General features: G+C 62.2%; 15 protein-coding genes. 6 read left to right on the top strand and 9 right to left on the bottom strand.

The window, feature by feature from the left end; all coding sequences use genetic code 11:
* Positions 1-14: 14 nt before the first annotated feature.
* The gene (locus EP237_RS03945; RefSeq protein ID WP_127558328.1) at positions 15-1,010 is read left to right on the top strand and encodes a fatty acid desaturase; all 996 of its coding nucleotides are present in this window, start codon (positions 15-17) and stop codon (positions 1,008-1,010) included.
* On the opposite strand, the gene EP237_RS03940 is transcribed toward EP237_RS03945, so the two are convergent.
* The 8 genes from EP237_RS03940 to EP237_RS03905 all read right to left on the bottom strand — a co-directional run bounded on the left by EP237_RS03940 (position 1,007) and on the right by EP237_RS03905 (position 8,946).
* The gene (locus tag EP237_RS03940; protein ID WP_127558326.1) at positions 1,007-2,500 is read right to left on the bottom strand and encodes a mannitol dehydrogenase family protein; all 1,494 of its coding nucleotides are present in this window, start codon (positions 2,498-2,500) and stop codon (positions 1,007-1,009) included. The two genes, EP237_RS03945 and EP237_RS03940, sit on opposite strands and share 4 nt — an antisense overlap.
* Positions 2,501-2,512: 12 nt before the next feature.
* On the bottom strand, positions 2,513-3,286 hold the full coding sequence (locus tag EP237_RS03935; protein ID WP_127558324.1) for an L-iditol 2-dehydrogenase: 774 nt from the start codon (positions 3,284-3,286) through the stop codon (positions 2,513-2,515).
* Complete coding sequence (locus tag EP237_RS03930) at positions 3,283-4,287, bottom strand: ABC transporter ATP-binding protein (protein WP_127558322.1); 1,005 nt, start codon at positions 4,285-4,287, stop codon at positions 3,283-3,285. The genes EP237_RS03935 and EP237_RS03930 overlap by 4 nt, the downstream gene beginning before the upstream one ends.
* 12 nt (positions 4,288-4,299) lie before the next feature.
* Positions 4,300-5,130 carry a carbohydrate ABC transporter permease gene (locus EP237_RS03925; RefSeq protein ID WP_127558320.1) on the bottom strand — a complete coding sequence of 277 codons (831 nt, stop codon included), beginning with the start codon at positions 5,128-5,130 and terminating at the stop codon, positions 4,300-4,302.
* Positions 5,131-5,143: 13 nt separating this feature from the next.
* Positions 5,144-6,010, bottom strand: coding sequence for a carbohydrate ABC transporter permease (locus EP237_RS03920; RefSeq protein ID WP_127558318.1), 867 nt, complete (start codon positions 6,008-6,010; stop codon positions 5,144-5,146).
* 151 nt (positions 6,011-6,161) lie between these two features.
* Complete coding sequence (locus EP237_RS03915; protein WP_127558315.1) at positions 6,162-7,472, bottom strand: ABC transporter substrate-binding protein; 1,311 nt, start codon at positions 7,470-7,472, stop codon at positions 6,162-6,164.
* Between the two features lie 94 nt (positions 7,473-7,566).
* Entirely contained in the window at positions 7,567-8,598 is a 1,032-nt protein-coding gene (locus EP237_RS03910; RefSeq protein ID WP_127558313.1) for a LacI family DNA-binding transcriptional regulator, read from the bottom strand.
* A 144-nt stretch (positions 8,599-8,742) separates the two neighbouring features.
* Positions 8,743-8,946 (bottom strand): SlyX family protein, encoded by a 204-nt coding sequence (locus EP237_RS03905; protein WP_127558310.1) that lies wholly within the window; start codon positions 8,944-8,946, stop codon positions 8,743-8,745.
* Positions 8,947-9,053: 107 nt separating this feature from the next.
* Between EP237_RS03905 and hisS the strand changes: the two genes are divergently transcribed.
* The 4 genes from hisS to EP237_RS03885 all read left to right on the top strand — a co-directional run bounded on the left by hisS (position 9,054) and on the right by EP237_RS03885 (position 13,751).
* A complete protein-coding gene (hisS, locus tag EP237_RS03900) occupies positions 9,054-10,703 on the top strand; it encodes a histidine--tRNA ligase (RefSeq protein ID WP_127558307.1) in 1,650 nt (549 codons plus the stop codon).
* On the top strand, positions 10,700-11,806 hold the full coding sequence (locus EP237_RS03895) for an ATP phosphoribosyltransferase regulatory subunit (protein ID WP_127558305.1): 1,107 nt from the start codon (positions 10,700-10,702) through the stop codon (positions 11,804-11,806). The genes hisS and EP237_RS03895 overlap by 4 nt, the downstream gene beginning before the upstream one ends.
* Positions 11,803-12,492: an ATP phosphoribosyltransferase gene (gene hisG, locus EP237_RS03890; RefSeq protein ID WP_127558303.1), complete on the top strand. Its 690-nt coding sequence runs from the start codon at positions 11,803-11,805 to the stop codon at positions 12,490-12,492. Before EP237_RS03895 ends, hisG begins: the two co-directional genes overlap by 4 nt.
* Before the next feature lie 296 nt (positions 12,493-12,788).
* Entirely contained in the window at positions 12,789-13,751 is a 963-nt protein-coding gene (locus EP237_RS03885) for a porin (protein ID WP_127558301.1), read from the top strand.
* An 83-nt stretch (positions 13,752-13,834) separates the two neighbouring features.
* Here the strand turns inward: EP237_RS03885 and EP237_RS03880 are convergent, their stop codons facing one another.
* Positions 13,835-14,269, bottom strand: coding sequence for a DUF1489 family protein (locus EP237_RS03880; protein ID WP_127558299.1), 435 nt, complete (start codon positions 14,267-14,269; stop codon positions 13,835-13,837).
* A gap of 114 nt (positions 14,270-14,383) precedes the next feature.
* Here EP237_RS03880 and EP237_RS03875 point away from each other — a divergent pair, with 114 nt between their 5' ends.
* Entirely contained in the window at positions 14,384-16,657 is a 2,274-nt protein-coding gene (locus EP237_RS03875; RefSeq protein WP_127558297.1) for an adenosylcobalamin-dependent ribonucleoside-diphosphate reductase, read from the top strand.
* Positions 16,658-16,702 lie beyond the last annotated feature (45 nt).

Here is a 16,702-nt window from a genome sequence, read left to right as displayed (position 1 = left end):
AAGAGACCGGTTCAATGTCGATACGAGAAGTCACCCGCGCCTATAGCGAGCGCAGCGATGCGCTCGCCTCGGCCAGTTATTTCGGTACTTTCGCCGTCTATTTCCTGACGCTCTACCTTGCCGTCCATTTCTACGACGCCTGGTATCTGGTGGCCCCGCTGGTGGTCATCAACGCGCTGTCGGGTGTCAGGCTTTACGTGCTGCAACATGATTGCGGGCACAGTTCGCTGTTTTCCAAGCGGTGGATGAACGATTGGGCCGGTTACGGCCTGTCGACCTTCACGCTGACCCCATACCGGGCAATGCAGTACAACCACAACGAACACCACAAGTTCCTTGGCGACCTGGAGGAACGCCGGTCGGGTGAGATCCACACGATGACCCTGCGCGAATGGAACGAGGCCGACTGGAAGACGCGCCTGTTCTACCGGCTGTACCGAAACCCGCTGATCCTTATCCCCATCGGGGGGATCTTCGTCTATGCCCTACGCTATCGCTGGCCCAAGAACACGCTGAAGGTCGGCGCCGCAGGGGTGCTGGTCCATGATGTGCTGCTACTGGGATGGATCGCGCTGCTCTACTGGCTTGGCGGCATGCCCGCGCTGATGGTCTATCTGGCCACCGTCTTCGTTGCGGCCTGTTCAGGCGTGTTCCTCGTCTATCTTCAACACAATTTCGAGGATACCTACTGGGACCGCCGCCCCGATCTGCGCCACGATCAGGCAGCGCTGCAAGGATCATCGGCGCTGGACCTCGGCTGGTGGTTCGATCTTGCAACCGGCAATATCGCCTATCACGACATCCACCATTTCAACGCCAATATCCCCAGCTACCGTCTGCGCAAATGTCACCGGGCCATCCGCGACCAGTTCGACCTGCCGACGATCAACTGGCCAGAGGCGATCCGCAGTTTCACCCTGAAACTGTGGGACGAGGATCAGGAACGCCTGGTGCCCTTCCCGAATGAACGACGGGTGTTCAGCGGGTTGATGCAACGGATGACCGGCTAGCCAGCGTAAAGCGCAATCGCGGCCTCTACTCCGTCGCGGGTGAGGACGCCCATCCAGTCCGCGAAAGCGGTTGCAAAGCGCGGATCCTGAGAGAGATCGCCGTAGATTGCGGACATCTCCAGCCATGCTTGCGGGCGGTCCACGGCCTCATTGGCGCGTTTCGTCAGCCGGTCCCATTGCGGGTCGTTTGCGGCGATGGCCTCCCCGGCCTCCGTCGTTCCGAGACAATAGCGCGCCCATAGGGCCTCGGTCAGGGCCAGCCCGGAAAACCCGCCGTCTGACAACAGGGCATCGCGCAGCGAGGGCAGAACGAAACCCGGATGCCGACTGGACCCGTCGAACGCCACCCGCCGCGTGGTGTCGACAATGGACGGGTTGGAAAAGCGTCGCTTGATCAGCGCGATGTACTGGTCCGGCGTGAACTCTGCCACTGAGGGGACATGCGGTGCGACCTCTTCGCTCAATACCTTGTGCAGGAACGCCCCGACAGCCGGGTGCGTCGTCGCCTCGGCAATCGTTTCCAGCCCCAGTAGAGCCCCCGCATTCGCCACCATCTGATGCCCGGCATTCAGAATGCGCAGCTTCATCATCTCGTAGCTGTGAACCGAGCTCGAAAAGGTTACTCCGACCTTCTCCAGCGGCGGGCGGCCCGCGCAGAAATCATCCTCTATCACCCACTGCCGGAACGCCTCGTGCGAAACGGGCGCGGCGTCGTTCACCCCGAAGGCCCGGGCGAAATCCAGCTCGCGTTCGCCGGTGGCCGGAACGATGCAATCCACCATAGAATTGGGAAAGCTGCAGCAGTCTTCGATCCAGTCGGCCAGCGCAGGGTCGGACAGACGCGCCACTCCAAGGACAACACCGCGCAGGATCGCGCCATTGCCCTGAAGGTTGTCGCAGCTCAACAGCGTGACGGGTCCGGCCCCCCTTTCCCGCCGCAACCGCAGCGCCGCGATGATCGCGCCAAAGACAGTGGAGGGTCGGTCGGGATTCGCCGCATCTTGGACGATGTCGGGGTGAGCGATATCCAACGCCCCACCCGCCTGAAAATACCCCCCCTCCGTCACGGTCATCGCGACGATGCGAATGGCGGGATCGGCCATCGACGCAATCAGCGGGCCGTGGCCTTCGGCAACCGGCACATAGTCAATCATCGAGCCGATGACCTCTGCCGCCCGGTGATCGCCGTCCAGCTCGATCAGGGTGGTCAGGCAATCCTGCGCCAGCAGTTTGTCGCGCATCGCGGCATCATAGGGCCGGACCCCGGCCCCAAGGATGGCCCAGTCCTTCGCCAGCCCCATCTCCATCAGCCGGCTCAGATACCAGGCCTGATGCGCACGATGGAAGTTTCCCACGCCGATATGGACAATGCCGGCGGTCAGGCAAGACCGGTCATAGCCGGGGCGCCGCACCTCTGCGGGCAAAGCCGACAAGGTGGCATTCGACAGAGGGATCAGGTCCGGTGATGTCTTGTGCACGGCGCTGGCCATGGCCTGTCTCCCTCAGCTCATCCAGTTGCCGCCGTCGACATTATATGTCTGGGCGACGATATAGTCGGCCTCGGGCGAGGCCAGAAACACGGCCATGCCGGTCAGATCCTGGGCGGTGCCCATGCGACCGAAGGGAACGGCTTCGCCGACCTCGCGCTTCTTCTGTCCGGGGGCCTTGTGTTCGTACTTGGCAAAGAAGGCGTCGACGCCGTCCCAGTGTTCCCCATCGACCACGCCGGGCGCGATGGCGTTCACGTTGATGCCATGACCGATCAGGTTCAGCCCCGCCGACTGGGTCAGGCTGATGATGGCGGCCTTGGAGGCGCAATAGACCCCGACAAGCGCCTCACCCCGACGGCCCGCCTGGCTGGCCATGTTGATGATCTTGCCGCCCTGCCCGCGCTCTATCATGTGCTTGGCAACCGCCTGCAGCGTGAAAAGCGCACCCGCCACATTGATCTGGAACACCCGGTCAAAGTCTTCGCGGGTGATCTCGACGATCGGGGCGGCGGAAAAGATTGCGGCATTGTTGATCAGGATGTCGATCTGGCCGAGCCTCTCCACGGTTTCGGCCACGGCCGCGTCGATGCTGTCCTGCCGGGTCACATCCATCTCCACGGCAATCGCCGCCGCGTCGAGATCGGCCGCCGAGGCGCGGGCACGCGCGATGTCGATATCGGCAATCGCCACACGCGCACCTTCCGCGACATAGGCTTCGGCGAAGGCCAAGCCGATCCCTCGAGCGGCCCCCGTGATCAGAGCCGTTTTTCCCGCCAGCCGTTTCATGCGATGCGCAGCCCTTCAGCGTCGAACTTGTGGATCTGGTCTTCCTGCGCGGTGAGCCAGACGGTGTCGCCATGCTTGGCACTGAACTCGCCGTCCACGCGCACGGTCATGGGGTCGACCGCACCTTCGCGGTGGACATGCAGGAATGTGTCGGATCCCAGATGTTCGGCGACGCCGACGGTCCCTTTCCAGGTGCCTTCGGTGGTCGAGATCGAGACATGTTCGGGGCGAATGCCAACCGTGTGGGCACCGCGTTTGGCGGCCTCTTCACCGGTCAGCAGGTTCATCTTGGGGCTGCCGATAAAGCCCGCAACGAAGATGTTGCGCGGCGCGCGGTAGAGCTCCATCGGCGACCCCACCTGTTCGATCACGCCCCCTTGCAGGACCACGATCTTGTCGGCCATCGTCATCGCCTCGATCTGGTCGTGGGTGACGTAGATCATCGTCGTGTCCAGCCGCTTGTGAAGCTCGCTGATTTCCAGCCGCATCCCGTGGCGCAGCGCCGCGTCGAGATTGGACAGCGGTTCATCGAAGAGGAAAGCCGCCGGTTCACGCACGATGGCGCGGCCAATGGCAACGCGCTGACGCTGGCCGCCAGACAGCTGGCCGGGGCGGCGGTCAAGGTAGTCGGTGAGGTTCAGCGCCTTTGCGGCGGCCTCGATCCGGCGATCCTGTTCGTCCTGCGGCAGTCCGGCCATCTTCATCGGGAAGGCGATGTTCCTGCGCACCGACATATGCGGGTAAAGCGCGTAGGACTGGAAAACCATGGCCAGACCGCGTTTGGCGGGCGGCACCATGGTGGCGTCTTCACCGTCGATGCGGATCTGGCCGCCCGAGACATCCTCCAGCCCGGCGATCAGGCGCAGCAGGGTGGACTTGCCACAGCCCGAGGGGCCGACGAAGACAACGAATTCACCATCTTCAATGGTCAGGTCCAGCGGCGGGATGACTTCGACATCGCCGAAGGCCTTGCGGACTTTATCAAGCGTAATGCGTCCCATGTTCTTGGTTCCTTATTTGACGGCGCCGAAGGTCAGGCCACGGACGAGTTGTTTCTGGCTGAACCAGCCAAGGATGAGGATCGGCGCGATGGCCATGGTCGAGGCGGCACTGAGCTTGGCGAAGAACAGGCCCTCGGGGCTGGAATAGCTGGCGATGAAGGCGGTCAGAGGCGCGGCATCAACCGCGGTCAGGTTCAACGTCCAGAAGGCTTCGTTCCAGGCCAGGATGAAGTTCAGCAGCAGCGTGGAGGCGATGCCCGGCACGGCCATGGGGGTCAGGACATAAAGGATTTCCTCTTTAAGTCCGGCCCCGTCCATCCGCGCCGCTTCGAGGATCTCGCCGGGGATTTCCTTGAAATAGGTGTAGAGCATCCAGACGATGATCGGCAGGTTGATCAGCATCAGGATCACGACCAGGGCATAGCGGTTGTCCAGAACCCCCAGTTGAATGCACAGCAGGTAGATGGGGTAAAGCACGCCGACAGCAGGCAGCATCTTGGTCGAGAGCATCCACAGCAGGATGTCCTTGGTCCGCTTCGAGGGCACGAAGGCCATGGACCACGCGGCGGGCACCGCGATGATCACACCGAGGATGGTCGAGCCACCCGCGATGAAGACCGAGTTCCACAGGAAGCGCATGTAGTTCGACCGCTCCTGCACGACGGCATAGTTTTCCAGCGTCCAGTCGAAGGCCAGGAAGACCGGCGGGTTGGCGATGGCCTCCGCCTCGGTCTTGAAGCTGGTGAGGATGGTCCACAGGATCGGGAAGAAGATCAGCAGACCGATGCCCCAGGCGATTGCGGTGTTGAGCGCCTTGCGCGGGTTGGAAACGGCACGTGCCATGGTCAGGTCCTCCTCAGGCGTCCAGGTTCTTGCCGACGATGCGCATCAGGAAGAGCGCAACGATATTGGCGAGGATGATGGCGTAGACGCCACCGGCACTGCCGAGACCCACATTCTGGCTTTCCAGCACACGCTGGTAGATCAGGTAGGTCAGGGTCCGCGATCCAAAGGCCCCGCCCGTCGTCACGAAGATCTCGGCGAAGATCGACAGCAGGAAGATCGTCTGGATCAGGATGACGATGGTGATGGCGCGGCTCATATGCGGCAGGATGATATAGCCGAACCGCGACAGGTGCCCGGCACCATCCATTTCTGCAGCCTCCAGTTGCTCGCTATCGAGCGACTGGATCGCGGTCAGCAGGATGAGCGTTGCGAAGGGCAGCCATTGCCAGGACACGATCAGGATGATGGAAAACAGCGGTGCATCGCTGAGCCAGACCACCGGATCGGCCCCGAAGGCGCGCCACAGATGGGCGAACAGGCCATTCGTCGGGTCCATGAACATGTTCTTCCAGACCAGGGCAGACACGGTCGGCATCACGAAGAAGGGCGCGATCACGAGGATCCGGACAACTCCCTGCCCCCACATCGGCTGATCCAGTAGCAGCGCCAGAAGAATACCGAAGACGACCGAGATCAGCAGGATGCCGCCAACGATGATCAGCGTTGTCTGAACCGATGGCCAGAAGGCACTGGAAGAGATGAAACGGGTGTAGTTCTCGAACCAGACAAAGCCCTGGTCACCGCCGCGAAGCGGAAGGAAGCGCCGAAACGAGAACCAGAGCGTCATCGACAAGGGGACAAGCATCCAGACGAGAAGCAGGAAGACCGCTGGTGCCATCATGAAGCGGGCGGCGGAGCGGGAATGCTGGGTAGCCATGACGGGATCCTCTCTTTCCGCCGACGCGATCAGCGCGTCCAAGGCAGAATGGCAAGGGGAATGGGGGCCGGGCAACAGAGGCACCGGCGAGACAGGAGAGAATTGGGTGGGGGGCGGATGAGGGCCGCCCCCCGGGAGGAAGGAACCGGCCTTAGTAGCCCGCAGCTTCCATTGCTTCAGAGGTGATCGCCTGAGCGTTCGCCAGGGCCTCTTCGACGGTCTGCTGACCGGCATAGAAGGCCGAGAATTCCTGGCTCACTTCGGAGGCGATGCCTGCGAACTCCGGAATGGCCGCGAACTGGATGCCGACATAGGGGCTCGGTTCAACGGTGGAGTTGTTCGGATCAGCCGACAGGATCGAGTCCAGCGTCATCTGTGCGAAGGGAACCGAGATGTAGTTCGGGTTCTCGTAGAGAGAGGTCCGTGCACCCGGCGGGACATTGGCCCAACCTTCGTTCTCGGCCACCAGCTCGATATAGTCGCTGGAGGTTGCCCACTCGATGAACTGCAGCGCCGCATCCGCCTGCTGCGTCCCTGCGGGGATGGCCAGAGCCCATGCCCACAACCAGTTGGACCGAACACCCAGACCGTTGTCAGGTGCCAGGGCAAAACCGACCGAGTCCGCAACTTCCGAATCTTCCGGGTTGGTCACGAAGGACGCCGCCACAGTGGCGTCGATCCACATGCCGCAGAGGCCCTGCTGGAACAGCGACAGGTTTTCGTTGAAGCCGTTGGTGGCGTAACCGGCCGGGCCGCTTTCGCTCATCATGCCTTCAAAGAAGGTCAGCGTGTCGAGCCAGGGCTGCGTGTCGAACTGGGCGTTCCAGTCCATGTCGAACCAGCGGGCACCGAAGGAGTTGGACATCGCGGTGATGAAGGCACCGCCCTCACCCCAACCGGGCTTGCCGCGCAGGCAGATGCCGTTGACGTCATTCTCGCGGTCAGTCATTGCAGCCGCGGCTTCGCGGATGAATTCCCAGGTCGGTGCGTCGGGCATTTCAAGGCCAGCCGCTTCCATCAGGTCGGTGCGATACATGACCATGGAGCTTTCGCCATAGAAAGGCGCTGCATAGAGCGTGCCCTCATGGCTCAGACCGCCGCGCATGGCGGGCAGGATGTCATCGACGTTGTAGTCTTCCGACAGGCCGTCCAGCGGGACCAGCCAGCCATTGGCGCCCCAGATCGGGGTTTCGTACATGCCGATGGTCATGATGTCGAACTGACCGCCATTGGTGGTGATGTCGGTGGTCACACGCTGACGCAGAACGTTTTCTTCCAGCGTCACCCACTCGACCGCAATGCCGGTCGCTTCGGTGAACTGGTCCGTGTAGCCCTGCATGCGGATCATGTCGCCGTTGTTCACGGTCGCGATGGTGATGGTCGTATCCTGTGCAAATGCCGCAGACGCGGTCAGGCACAGTGCAAGCGCACTGGTGGTGCGAATAAGAGTCTTCGAAGACATCCTGTCCTCCCTTGATGGATGTAACGTGCCGCACCATGCGAAAGAATCATACGCGCGTCAACATATTTTTTACGCGCGTAAATTTTCAGAGCATTTATGCGGATGCTCTGACCACCAAATGGGCAGGAAACAAAGTCTCGCGCCGGGTTTTGAAACGTCCACCGCTTTCGATCAGTTCAAAGAGGGTTTCCACGCTGCGCCCTGCAACATTGGTGTAGTCATGCGCAGCCGTGGTGAGCGCCGGACAGGTAAAGCGGGAAAACGGGTGATCGTCATGGGATGCGACCCGCAAATCGCAATCCGCCCCGCGCCCCACCTTCAGCCCGCGCTCGTAGCAGGCGGACAACACGCCGATGGCCAGTCGGTCATTCGAGCACAGGATTGTATTGGTGGTGAAATCCCCGGCAGCAATCGCAGCATGGGTGCCCTGCCGTCCGATTTCCTCGAATGCCCATCCGTCGCCTTCAATGCCCACGACAACCGGCTCCTGCCCATGTCGTTTCATCGCCTCGATATAGGCGATACGGCGCTTGTTGGCATTCGGGTTCGCAGGAGTGCGCATTTCCAGAAAGCAGGGCGGTTCACCGCTGCGCATCAGGTAATCGACCGTCAGGTTCACGAAGCTGGCATTGTCAGACCCGATGAACGCCTCGCCCATACCCTCGATATTACTGTCGAAAAGCACGGTCGGCACGTCCTCGCAGAACCGCTCGATCGCGGATTTGTCCGACGCCCGGCCAAGAGGGGCCATCAGCACACCGGCAGGTTTCAGCGACCGCAGGCTGTCGAGATTGTCGAGCTCCTGCGACTGTTCGCCATGAGAGCTGAGCAGGATCGGACGGAACCCCGCCGCAATGCAGAGCGTCTCGATATTCCGGGCGATTTCCGCGAAGAACGGATCCGCCAGATAAGGCACCACGATCCCGAGATTCTTGGTCAGCCGCCGGTTCTGGTTGATGGCATAGACATTGGGGCGATAGTCATATTGCTCCAGCGCGGCCTCGATCCGGGCGCGCGTGGTCTGTCGCACGCTGTCGGGGTCGTTGAAATACTTGGAAACGGTCGGCCGCGAAATGCCGCTGACGGCGGCGAACTCTTCCATGTTTCTGATCTTGCGGTCGCTCATACGCAGGTCGTTCCCTTCACCCTCAGGGCCAGCAGCCGTGCCCGCGATCCGCGACAGTAGCCAGTCGAAAACATATCGCGCGCAAATTTTGTTAAATAAAGTAGGCAGTCCCTGCCCCACCCGTCAAGTTGAGGACCGAACGGATCACCAATGCGGCGGCTTCTGATCGGCCAGCGGCACCGTGCCGCCCTGGTCCAGCTCGCGCTCGGCCTCCCGGTTCATCAGCATCTCGACCCGGCGGGTCAGTACGGCGATCTCGCGGTCCTGCCGGGCGATGACGTCAGACAGATCCTCGACCTGACGGGTCAGGTGGGCCAGCGTTTCTTCCAGATGGGTTGTGTCACTCATATGCTCTTCCTACAGGGTTTTACCCGAAAGGCCAGCCCGCCGCCTTGCCCCCACGCGCCCCCCAAGTTAAACGCCCGGTGAACCCCGGATCCGAACGGATGGCAAGCATGGCCAAGCAAAAGAAACAGCCCCGCCCCAAGGCAGAAACGCCCAAGGGCTTCCGCGACTATTTCGGCGCCGAGGTGACCGAGCGCAAGGAGATGCTGAACCGGATCGCCGAGGTCTATCATCGCTACGGTTTCGACCCGCTGGAAACCTCTGCCGTGGAAACGGTCGAGGCACTTGGCAAGTTTCTGCCCGACGTGGACCGGCCCAATGCCGGCGTGTTTGCGTGGCAGGAAGAGGATGACGGCAAATGGCTGGCGCTGCGCTATGACATGACCGCGCCTTTGGCCCGCGTCGCCGCCCAGTTCCGCAACGACCTGCCCGCCCCCTACCGCCGCTTCACCATGGGGCCGGTCTGGCGGAATGAGAAACCGGGGCCAGGGCGCTTCCGCCAGTTCTACCAATGCGACGCGGATACCGTGGGCGCGCCCTCCGTCGCCGCGGATGCCGAAATCTGCGCGATGCTCGCAGACACGCTGGAAGCCGTGGGCATTCCGCGCGGGGATTACATCGTGCGGGTGAACAACCGGAAGGTGTTGAATGGGGTCATGGAACTCGCGGGCATTCTCGATCCGAGCGACCCGGCTAAGTTCGAGCATGAGCGCGGTATAGTTCTGCGCGCAATTGATAAAATTGACCGGCTAGGGCCTGATGGGGTGCGAGACCTTCTCAAAGAAGGGCGAAAAGACGCGAGCGGAGATTTTACTGAAGGGGCAGGACTTTCCCGCTCAGCAGCAGAAACCGTGATGCTATTCGTAAATGCCTCCGAAATGATCGCAGAAGGCACCGTTGCGGAGCTAGAAAGCCACTTCCTAACACACACCGGATCTAATGCGGAAATCCTGTCGCAAATCGAAGCGTTAGAAGCCCGAGGACCAGCCACGGACGCTACCGGAACTGCGAACGCCCTTTGGAATCGCAACACTCTAGAATATTTGAGGATATTGAACCAGTTTTCACAAACCGGGTTGGAAGGCGTCGAAGAACTCGAAACCATCGCGTCTCTCCTCGAAGCCCAGGGCTACGGCCCCGACCGTATCGTTATCGACCCCTCGGTCGTGCGCGGGCTCGGCTATTATACCGGCCCGGTCTACGAGGCCGAACTGACCTTCGAGGTGCTCGACGACAAGGGCCGTCCGCGCCAGTTTGGCTCGGTGGCAGGTGGCGGGCGCTATGACGATCTGGTCAAGCGCTTCACCGGGCAGGCGGTGCCCGCGACGGGCGTTTCCATCGGGGTGGACCGGCTGCTCGCGGCGCTGCGCGAAAAGGGCCGGATCGGCGGCACTATGCCCGGCCCCGTGGTCGTGACCGTGATGGATCGCGACCGGATGTCAGATTACTTCGCGATTGCGGAAATGTTGCGTAAGCCGAAGGATGGCGGTGAACCCATCCGGGCGGAGGTCTACCTCGGCAATCCTAAAAACTTCGGCAACCAGCTGAAATACGCGGACAAACGCGAAAGCCCGGTGGCGATCATCCAAGGCTCTGACGAGGCCGAACGCGGCGTGGTGCAGATCAAGGACCTGATCCTTGGCGCGCAGATCGCACAGGAAGCCAGCCTTGAGGAATGGAAATCGCAGCCCGCGCAGCGCGAGGTGCCGGTGGCCGATCTCGTCAAGGAAGTCCGCGCCATTCTGGACCGGGGCAAATGACCGACAAGATCACTGTCCGGGCCGAGGCTGAGCGGCTCTTCGCCTTTTTCAAGGCGTCGGGCGCCATGGCCATCGACGCCGATCTGCTGCAACCGGCGGATACGTTGCTGGACCTCTATGGCGAGGATATCCGCGCGCGGGCCTATGTCACGCAGGACCCGAACCGGGGCGAAATGATGCTGCGCCCCGACTTCACCGTACCGGTGGTGCAGACCCATATGGAACATGGCGGCGAGCCGGCGCGTTACACCTATCTGGGCGAGGTGTTTCGGAAACAGCAGGCGGATTCCGGGCGGGCCACGGAATACCTGCAAGTGGGATACGAACTTTTCGACCGCGAAGACCCGGAACGTGCCGATGCCGAGGTGTTTTCGCTGTTCAACGAAGTATTGTCCCCGCTCGGGCTGCGTCCGGCCACCGGCGATATTGGCATTCTCAAGGCCGCCGTGGAAACCCTGACCACGACGGAACGGCGCAAGGGCGCCCTGATGCGCCATATCTGGCGACCCCGCCGGTTCCGCGCCCTGCTGGACCGGTTCACGGGCCGGGTGGACATGGACCCTGCCCGCAAGGCGCTGTTGGACCGGGTCGCGAAGGACGGAGCCGAGGCAGTTGTCGAAGGCGGCGGACCCGAGATCGGGCTGCGCAGCCGCGACGATGTTCTGGCCCGCATCGCCCATCTTCAGGCCGACGCCGCTGAGCCCCCGATAAGCCGCAGCGAGGCAGAGGTTCTGGATGTGATCCTTGGCCTCAGGGAAACCCTGCCGAACGCGCATCAGCACCTGCGCGACATCACCGTCGACCTGCCCGGCATGGCTGCCTCGGTCGACCGCATGGCCCGGCGCATGGATGCGCTGGCCGCCGCCGGGATTACGGTCGAAGACCTGCCATTCGAGGCCAGCTTCGGGCGCACCACGCTGGAATATTACGATGGCTTCGTCTTCGGCTTCGTCGCCGAAGGCCGCCCCGACCTGCCCCCCGTGGCCACCGGCGGACGCTATGACGCGCTGACCCGGGTTCTGGGCCGCGGTCAGGAAATTCCTGCCGTTGGAGGGGTGATCCGCCCGGAGCTGGTCCAGCAATTGCGGGAGGGCCTGGCATGACCCTGAAACTCGGTGTGCCCTCCAAGGGCCGGCTGATGGAAAAGACCTTCGACTGGTTCGCCGACCGGGGCATCGACATGCGCCGCAGCGGGTCGGATCGAGAATATGCGGCGCAGGTGGACGGGGCGGATGTGGACCTGGTGCTGCTCAGCGCCGGAGAGATCCCGCGTGAATTGCAGGCAGGTCGCATCCATTTGGGCGTGACCGGCAGCGACCTCGTGCGCGAACGCATTCCCGCCTGGCAGGACGTCGTGCGCGAATTGCAGCCCATGGGCTTCGGCTTCGCCGATCTGATCATCGCGGTGCCTGCCTTCTGGGTCGATGTGAACTCGCTCGACGATCTCGATGCCGCTGCCGCCGATTTTCGCCGTCGTCATGGTCACCGCCTGCGAATCGCCACCAAGTATCACCGGCTGGTGAGAGAGTTCCTGCGCGATGCGGGCGTGGCGGACTATCAACTGGTCGATAGCCAGGGCGCGACCGAAGGCACTGTCAAGAACCTGACCGCCGAGGCCATCGCAGACATCACCTCGACCGGCGAAACCCTGCGCGCCAACCACCTGACGATCCTTCCCGGCGGGCTGATCCACCGCAGCCAGGCGGTGCTGTTCAAGTCGCGCACCGCAGATTGGTCCAATGGGAACAAAGAGATACTGGAAGATCTGGTGGACCGCCTATACGGGTGAAGCAATTCGGCCCGGCTCGGTTTGGGTGTTGACTGCCTTCCCCAACAGCTTCTGTTCACCGTTCGCGCCCTGACATCGCATTTTTTTGACTTTCATTGGACCCACTCTAAGTGCAGTAAGTTTGCCACGGTTCAAAGGGAAAATTCCCGGATCGCGGCGCGGGCTGTATCAATCGAACGACTATTCTTGTTAACGTTAGTTAACGGAGTCTTCCGGGTCCGTTTGCTTGCGGGACATCGACGGCATCTTCCGCCCCTGCCCCTTAGCCTGAGACATTTAGTAATTGGAGAGCCGCAATGAGCATTCGCATCCTGCTCGCTACTGCCGCTGTCATCGCCCTTCCCGGCGCTGCACTGGCCCAAACTACGCCATCCATGAGTTCCACGATCACCCTGGGTTTTTCCAGCACCTCGCTGGATGCGCTTGGGACGGGCATCGACCTGACAACCACGTCTCTGGATGTGGATTCCGATATCTCTTTTGGCCCGAGTGTGAATGTCGGCCTGGACTTCGGCCTTTCGATGACCGAGATCGACACCCCGCTGCCGATCGGTATCGACGCCGATCTGATGAGCTTCGGGTTTGAGCCTTCCTATCACTTCGCCAACGGTGCCTATATCGGTGCCTACTATCGCATGGGCGATCTGGACATCTCCGTTTCGCTCCTGCCGATCACGCTTGGCGTCGACACGCAGCAATCCGGTATCTTCGCAGGCTACGAAAGCGGGCCGCTCTGGGTCGAGGTCTTCTATGGCACCTCTGACACCGATCCCGGCATTGGCGGCATCGACATCACCGATTACGGTCTGGCTGCGTCTTATGACGTGATGCCCAATCTGGAAATCTTCGGCAGCTACACGCGCACCAATATCGACTTCGGCGGTGGCGATATCGACCTGAGCCTTTACGCAATCGGGGCCGACTATGACTTCGGCAACGGATTGTCGCTTTATGGCTCTGTCGGTCGTCTCGACGTCGGCTTGCCGCTCCCGATCAGCATCGACGCCACCCAGATCTCTCTGGGTCTCGCCTATGATCTGGCACAGGCTGGCGGCGGCTTCCCCGGCGTTGTCGCGCTTGAGGTTTCCAGCACCAACATGGATCTCGGCCCGATCACGGCTGATGCCACGTCTGTGGGGCTCAGCCTGACCATTCCGCTTGGCAACAATGCCTCGACGACCCCGCTGAACTCGCACAGCCAGGTTGCTCGTGGCGCGTATCGCTCGGCGATCTCGGGTGGACTCGCCGCTCTGCGCTGAGACACTTCAGGACGAAACCGAAAGGGCCGGGTGCATCAGCGCCCGGCCCTTTTTCCGTTGCACAACACCCAAGTGGCCGGGTGCTACAAAACCCCCAAATCGGCAAGGGCGGTCTGCAACTCCAGCGGCAGAGTCTCTTCCTGCGCGCGGGCGCCGGACAGATCTCGCGGGGCGTCCTCAGGCTTCAGATAGCGCCAGCCCTGAAAGGCGCGCTTGGGTGTCGCCTCGACCCGGACGAGCCGCTTGTCCAACACGATGGCACAGCGGCGAATGCCGTCCTGCCCGATGACCTCTTCCAGCCGCAGCACCTGCTGCCGGGCCTGAACGAAGCCTTTGATCACCCAGTAGATCGACCCTCCGGCCAGAATCTCGGCCTCTCGCTTGGGCCACATGCGGGTCACGTGACGCGGCTGCCCGTCAGGCCAGCGGTCATGCGCCGTAGCCTGCCAAGCGGCAAGATCGTCGACAGTTTCCGTGCCGACGCTGAGCTTTAAGAGATGCGTAAACTTGGCTGCCATCGGTCCCCCTTGCTGATCTGCAACATAGGGCGGTTCCCCATGCCTGCCAAGTTGACCCGGGCAGGTCTTGTGGGTATCTTCCTTCGTCCCCCCTACCAATATGGATATTGACCAATGAGCCGCTTCTCCGCCCCGATTGCCGAAGCCATCTGGGACATGAAATACCGGCTCAAACAGGCCGATGGCACGCCCATTGACCAATCCATCGAGGATACATGGCGCCGAATCGCCCGCGCGCTGGCCGAGGTCGAGACCGACCCCGCCACTTGGGAAGACCGATTCTATGCCGCTCTGGAGGATTTCAAATACCTGCCCGCGGGCCGCATCACGGCGGGCGCAGGCACCGGGCGCAATGTGACGCTTTTCAACTGCTTCGTCATGGGCACGATTCCGGACAGCCTGGCGGGCATCTTCGAAAACCTGAAAGAGGCCGCGCTGACCATGCAGCAGGGCGGCGGGATCGGCTACGATTTCTCCACCATCCGCCCCAAGGGCGCGGATGTGCATGGGGTGGCCGCCGATGCATCCGGCCCGCTCAGCTTCATGGATGTCTGGGACGCGATGTGCCGCACGATCATGTCGGCAGGCAGCCGCCGGGGCGCGATGATGGCGACGATGCGCTGCGATCACCCGGATATCGAGGCCTTCATCACCGCCAAATCCGACCCCGCCCGCCTGCGCATGTTCAACATGAGCGTGCTGGTGACCGATCCGTTCATGGAGGCGGTGAAGGCTGATGGCCCGTGGGAGCTGAGCTTTGGCGGCAAGGTCTACCACACGATTCAGGCGCGGGATCTGTGGAACCGGATCATGCAGTCGACCTATGATTATGCCGAACCGGGCGTGATCTTCATCGACCGCATCAATGCGGCCAACAACCTTGGTTATGCGGAAACCATCTCTGCCACCAACCCTTGCGGCGAACAGCCCCTGCCGCCCTATGGCGCCTGTCTGCTTGGGTCCGTCAACCTTGCACGGCTGGTCAGCGACCCGTTCACTGATGCCGCCAAGCTTGACGCCGCCGCGCTGGACGATCTGGTCGCCGTGGCCGTGCGGATGATGGATAACGTCGTCGATGCCAGCCGCTTCCCGCTGGAGGCACAGGCACAGGAGGCCGCCGCCAAACGCCGGATCGGCCTTGGTGTCACGGGGCTGGCCGATGCGCTGCTGATGTTGGGGCTGCGCTATGGCTCGGACGAGGCCGCCGCGCAGACCGAAAAGTGGATGAAGCAGATCGCCCATGCCGCCTATCGCGCGTCGGTGGATCTGGCGAAGGAACGCGGGGCCTTCCCGCTGTTTGACGCAGACGCCTTCCTCGCCTCGGGCAACATGAAAAACATGGACGACGCCCTGCGCGACGACATCCGCAAACACGGTATCCGCAACGCGCTCCTGACTTCCATCGCACCGACCGGGACGATCAGCCTTTATGCGGGCAATGTCAGTTCCGGCATCGAGCCGGTCTTCGCCTATGCCTATTCCCGCAAGGTGCTGCAACGCGACGGCAGCCGGACCGAGGAAGAGGTCGTCGATTACGCCGTCAAACTGTGGCGCGACCTGAAGGGTGACGCGCCCCTGCCCGACTATTTCGTCAACGCCCAGACCCTGCCGCCCGCCGATCACGTCAAGATGCAGGCGGCAGCGCAGAAATGGGTGGATTCCAGCATCTCCAAGACCATCAACTGCCCCGAGGATATCAGTTTCGAGGCGTTCAAGGATGTCTACATGCAGGCCTGGGACACGGGCTGCAAGGGCTGCACCACCTACCGGCCCAATGATGTGACAGGATCGGTGCTGAGTGTCAGCGAAGCCGAGGACAAACCCGCCGCCGAACTGCCGGACTCCGATGGGGACGTCGTCTACATCGCCGAACCGCTTGACCGCCCGCAGGAACTGGAGGGCCAGACCTACAAGCTGAAATGGCCGGATTCGAACCACGCGATCTATATCACCATCAACGATATCGTCATCGCGGGCCACAGACGTCCGTTCGAGATCTTCATCAACTCCAAGAACATGGAACATTTCGCCTGGACAGTGGCCCTGACCCGGATGATTAGCGCCGTGTTCCGGCGCGGCGGCGATGTGTCCTTCGTGGTGGAGGAACTGAAAGCCGTCTTCGATCCCCGCGGCGGCGCCTGGATGCAGGGCAAATACGTGCCGTCCATTCTGGCCGCGATCGGCGGCGTGATCGAAAAGCACCTGATCGCCATCGGCTTCATTGAGGGGGAGGGCATGGGCCTGAAAGATGACCCGCGCGCCAAGGTCGCCGCCATCGGCGGCCCCAACCCGCGCGGCGCGGCCTGCCCCTCCTGCGGCGAATACGGGATGCGCATGGTCGAGGGCTGCATGACCTGCCCAAGCTGCGGCCACAGCAAATGCGCCTGACGGGCAGCCTCGATTGCACCCATACCCCCCTGCCCCTATCCTGAG

It is taken from the genome of Nioella ostreopsis (genome assembly GCF_004000255.1).
GTDB lineage: Bacteria > Pseudomonadota > Alphaproteobacteria > Rhodobacterales > Rhodobacteraceae > Nioella > Nioella ostreopsis.
This window is presented reverse-complemented; position numbering and strand designations above follow the sequence as displayed.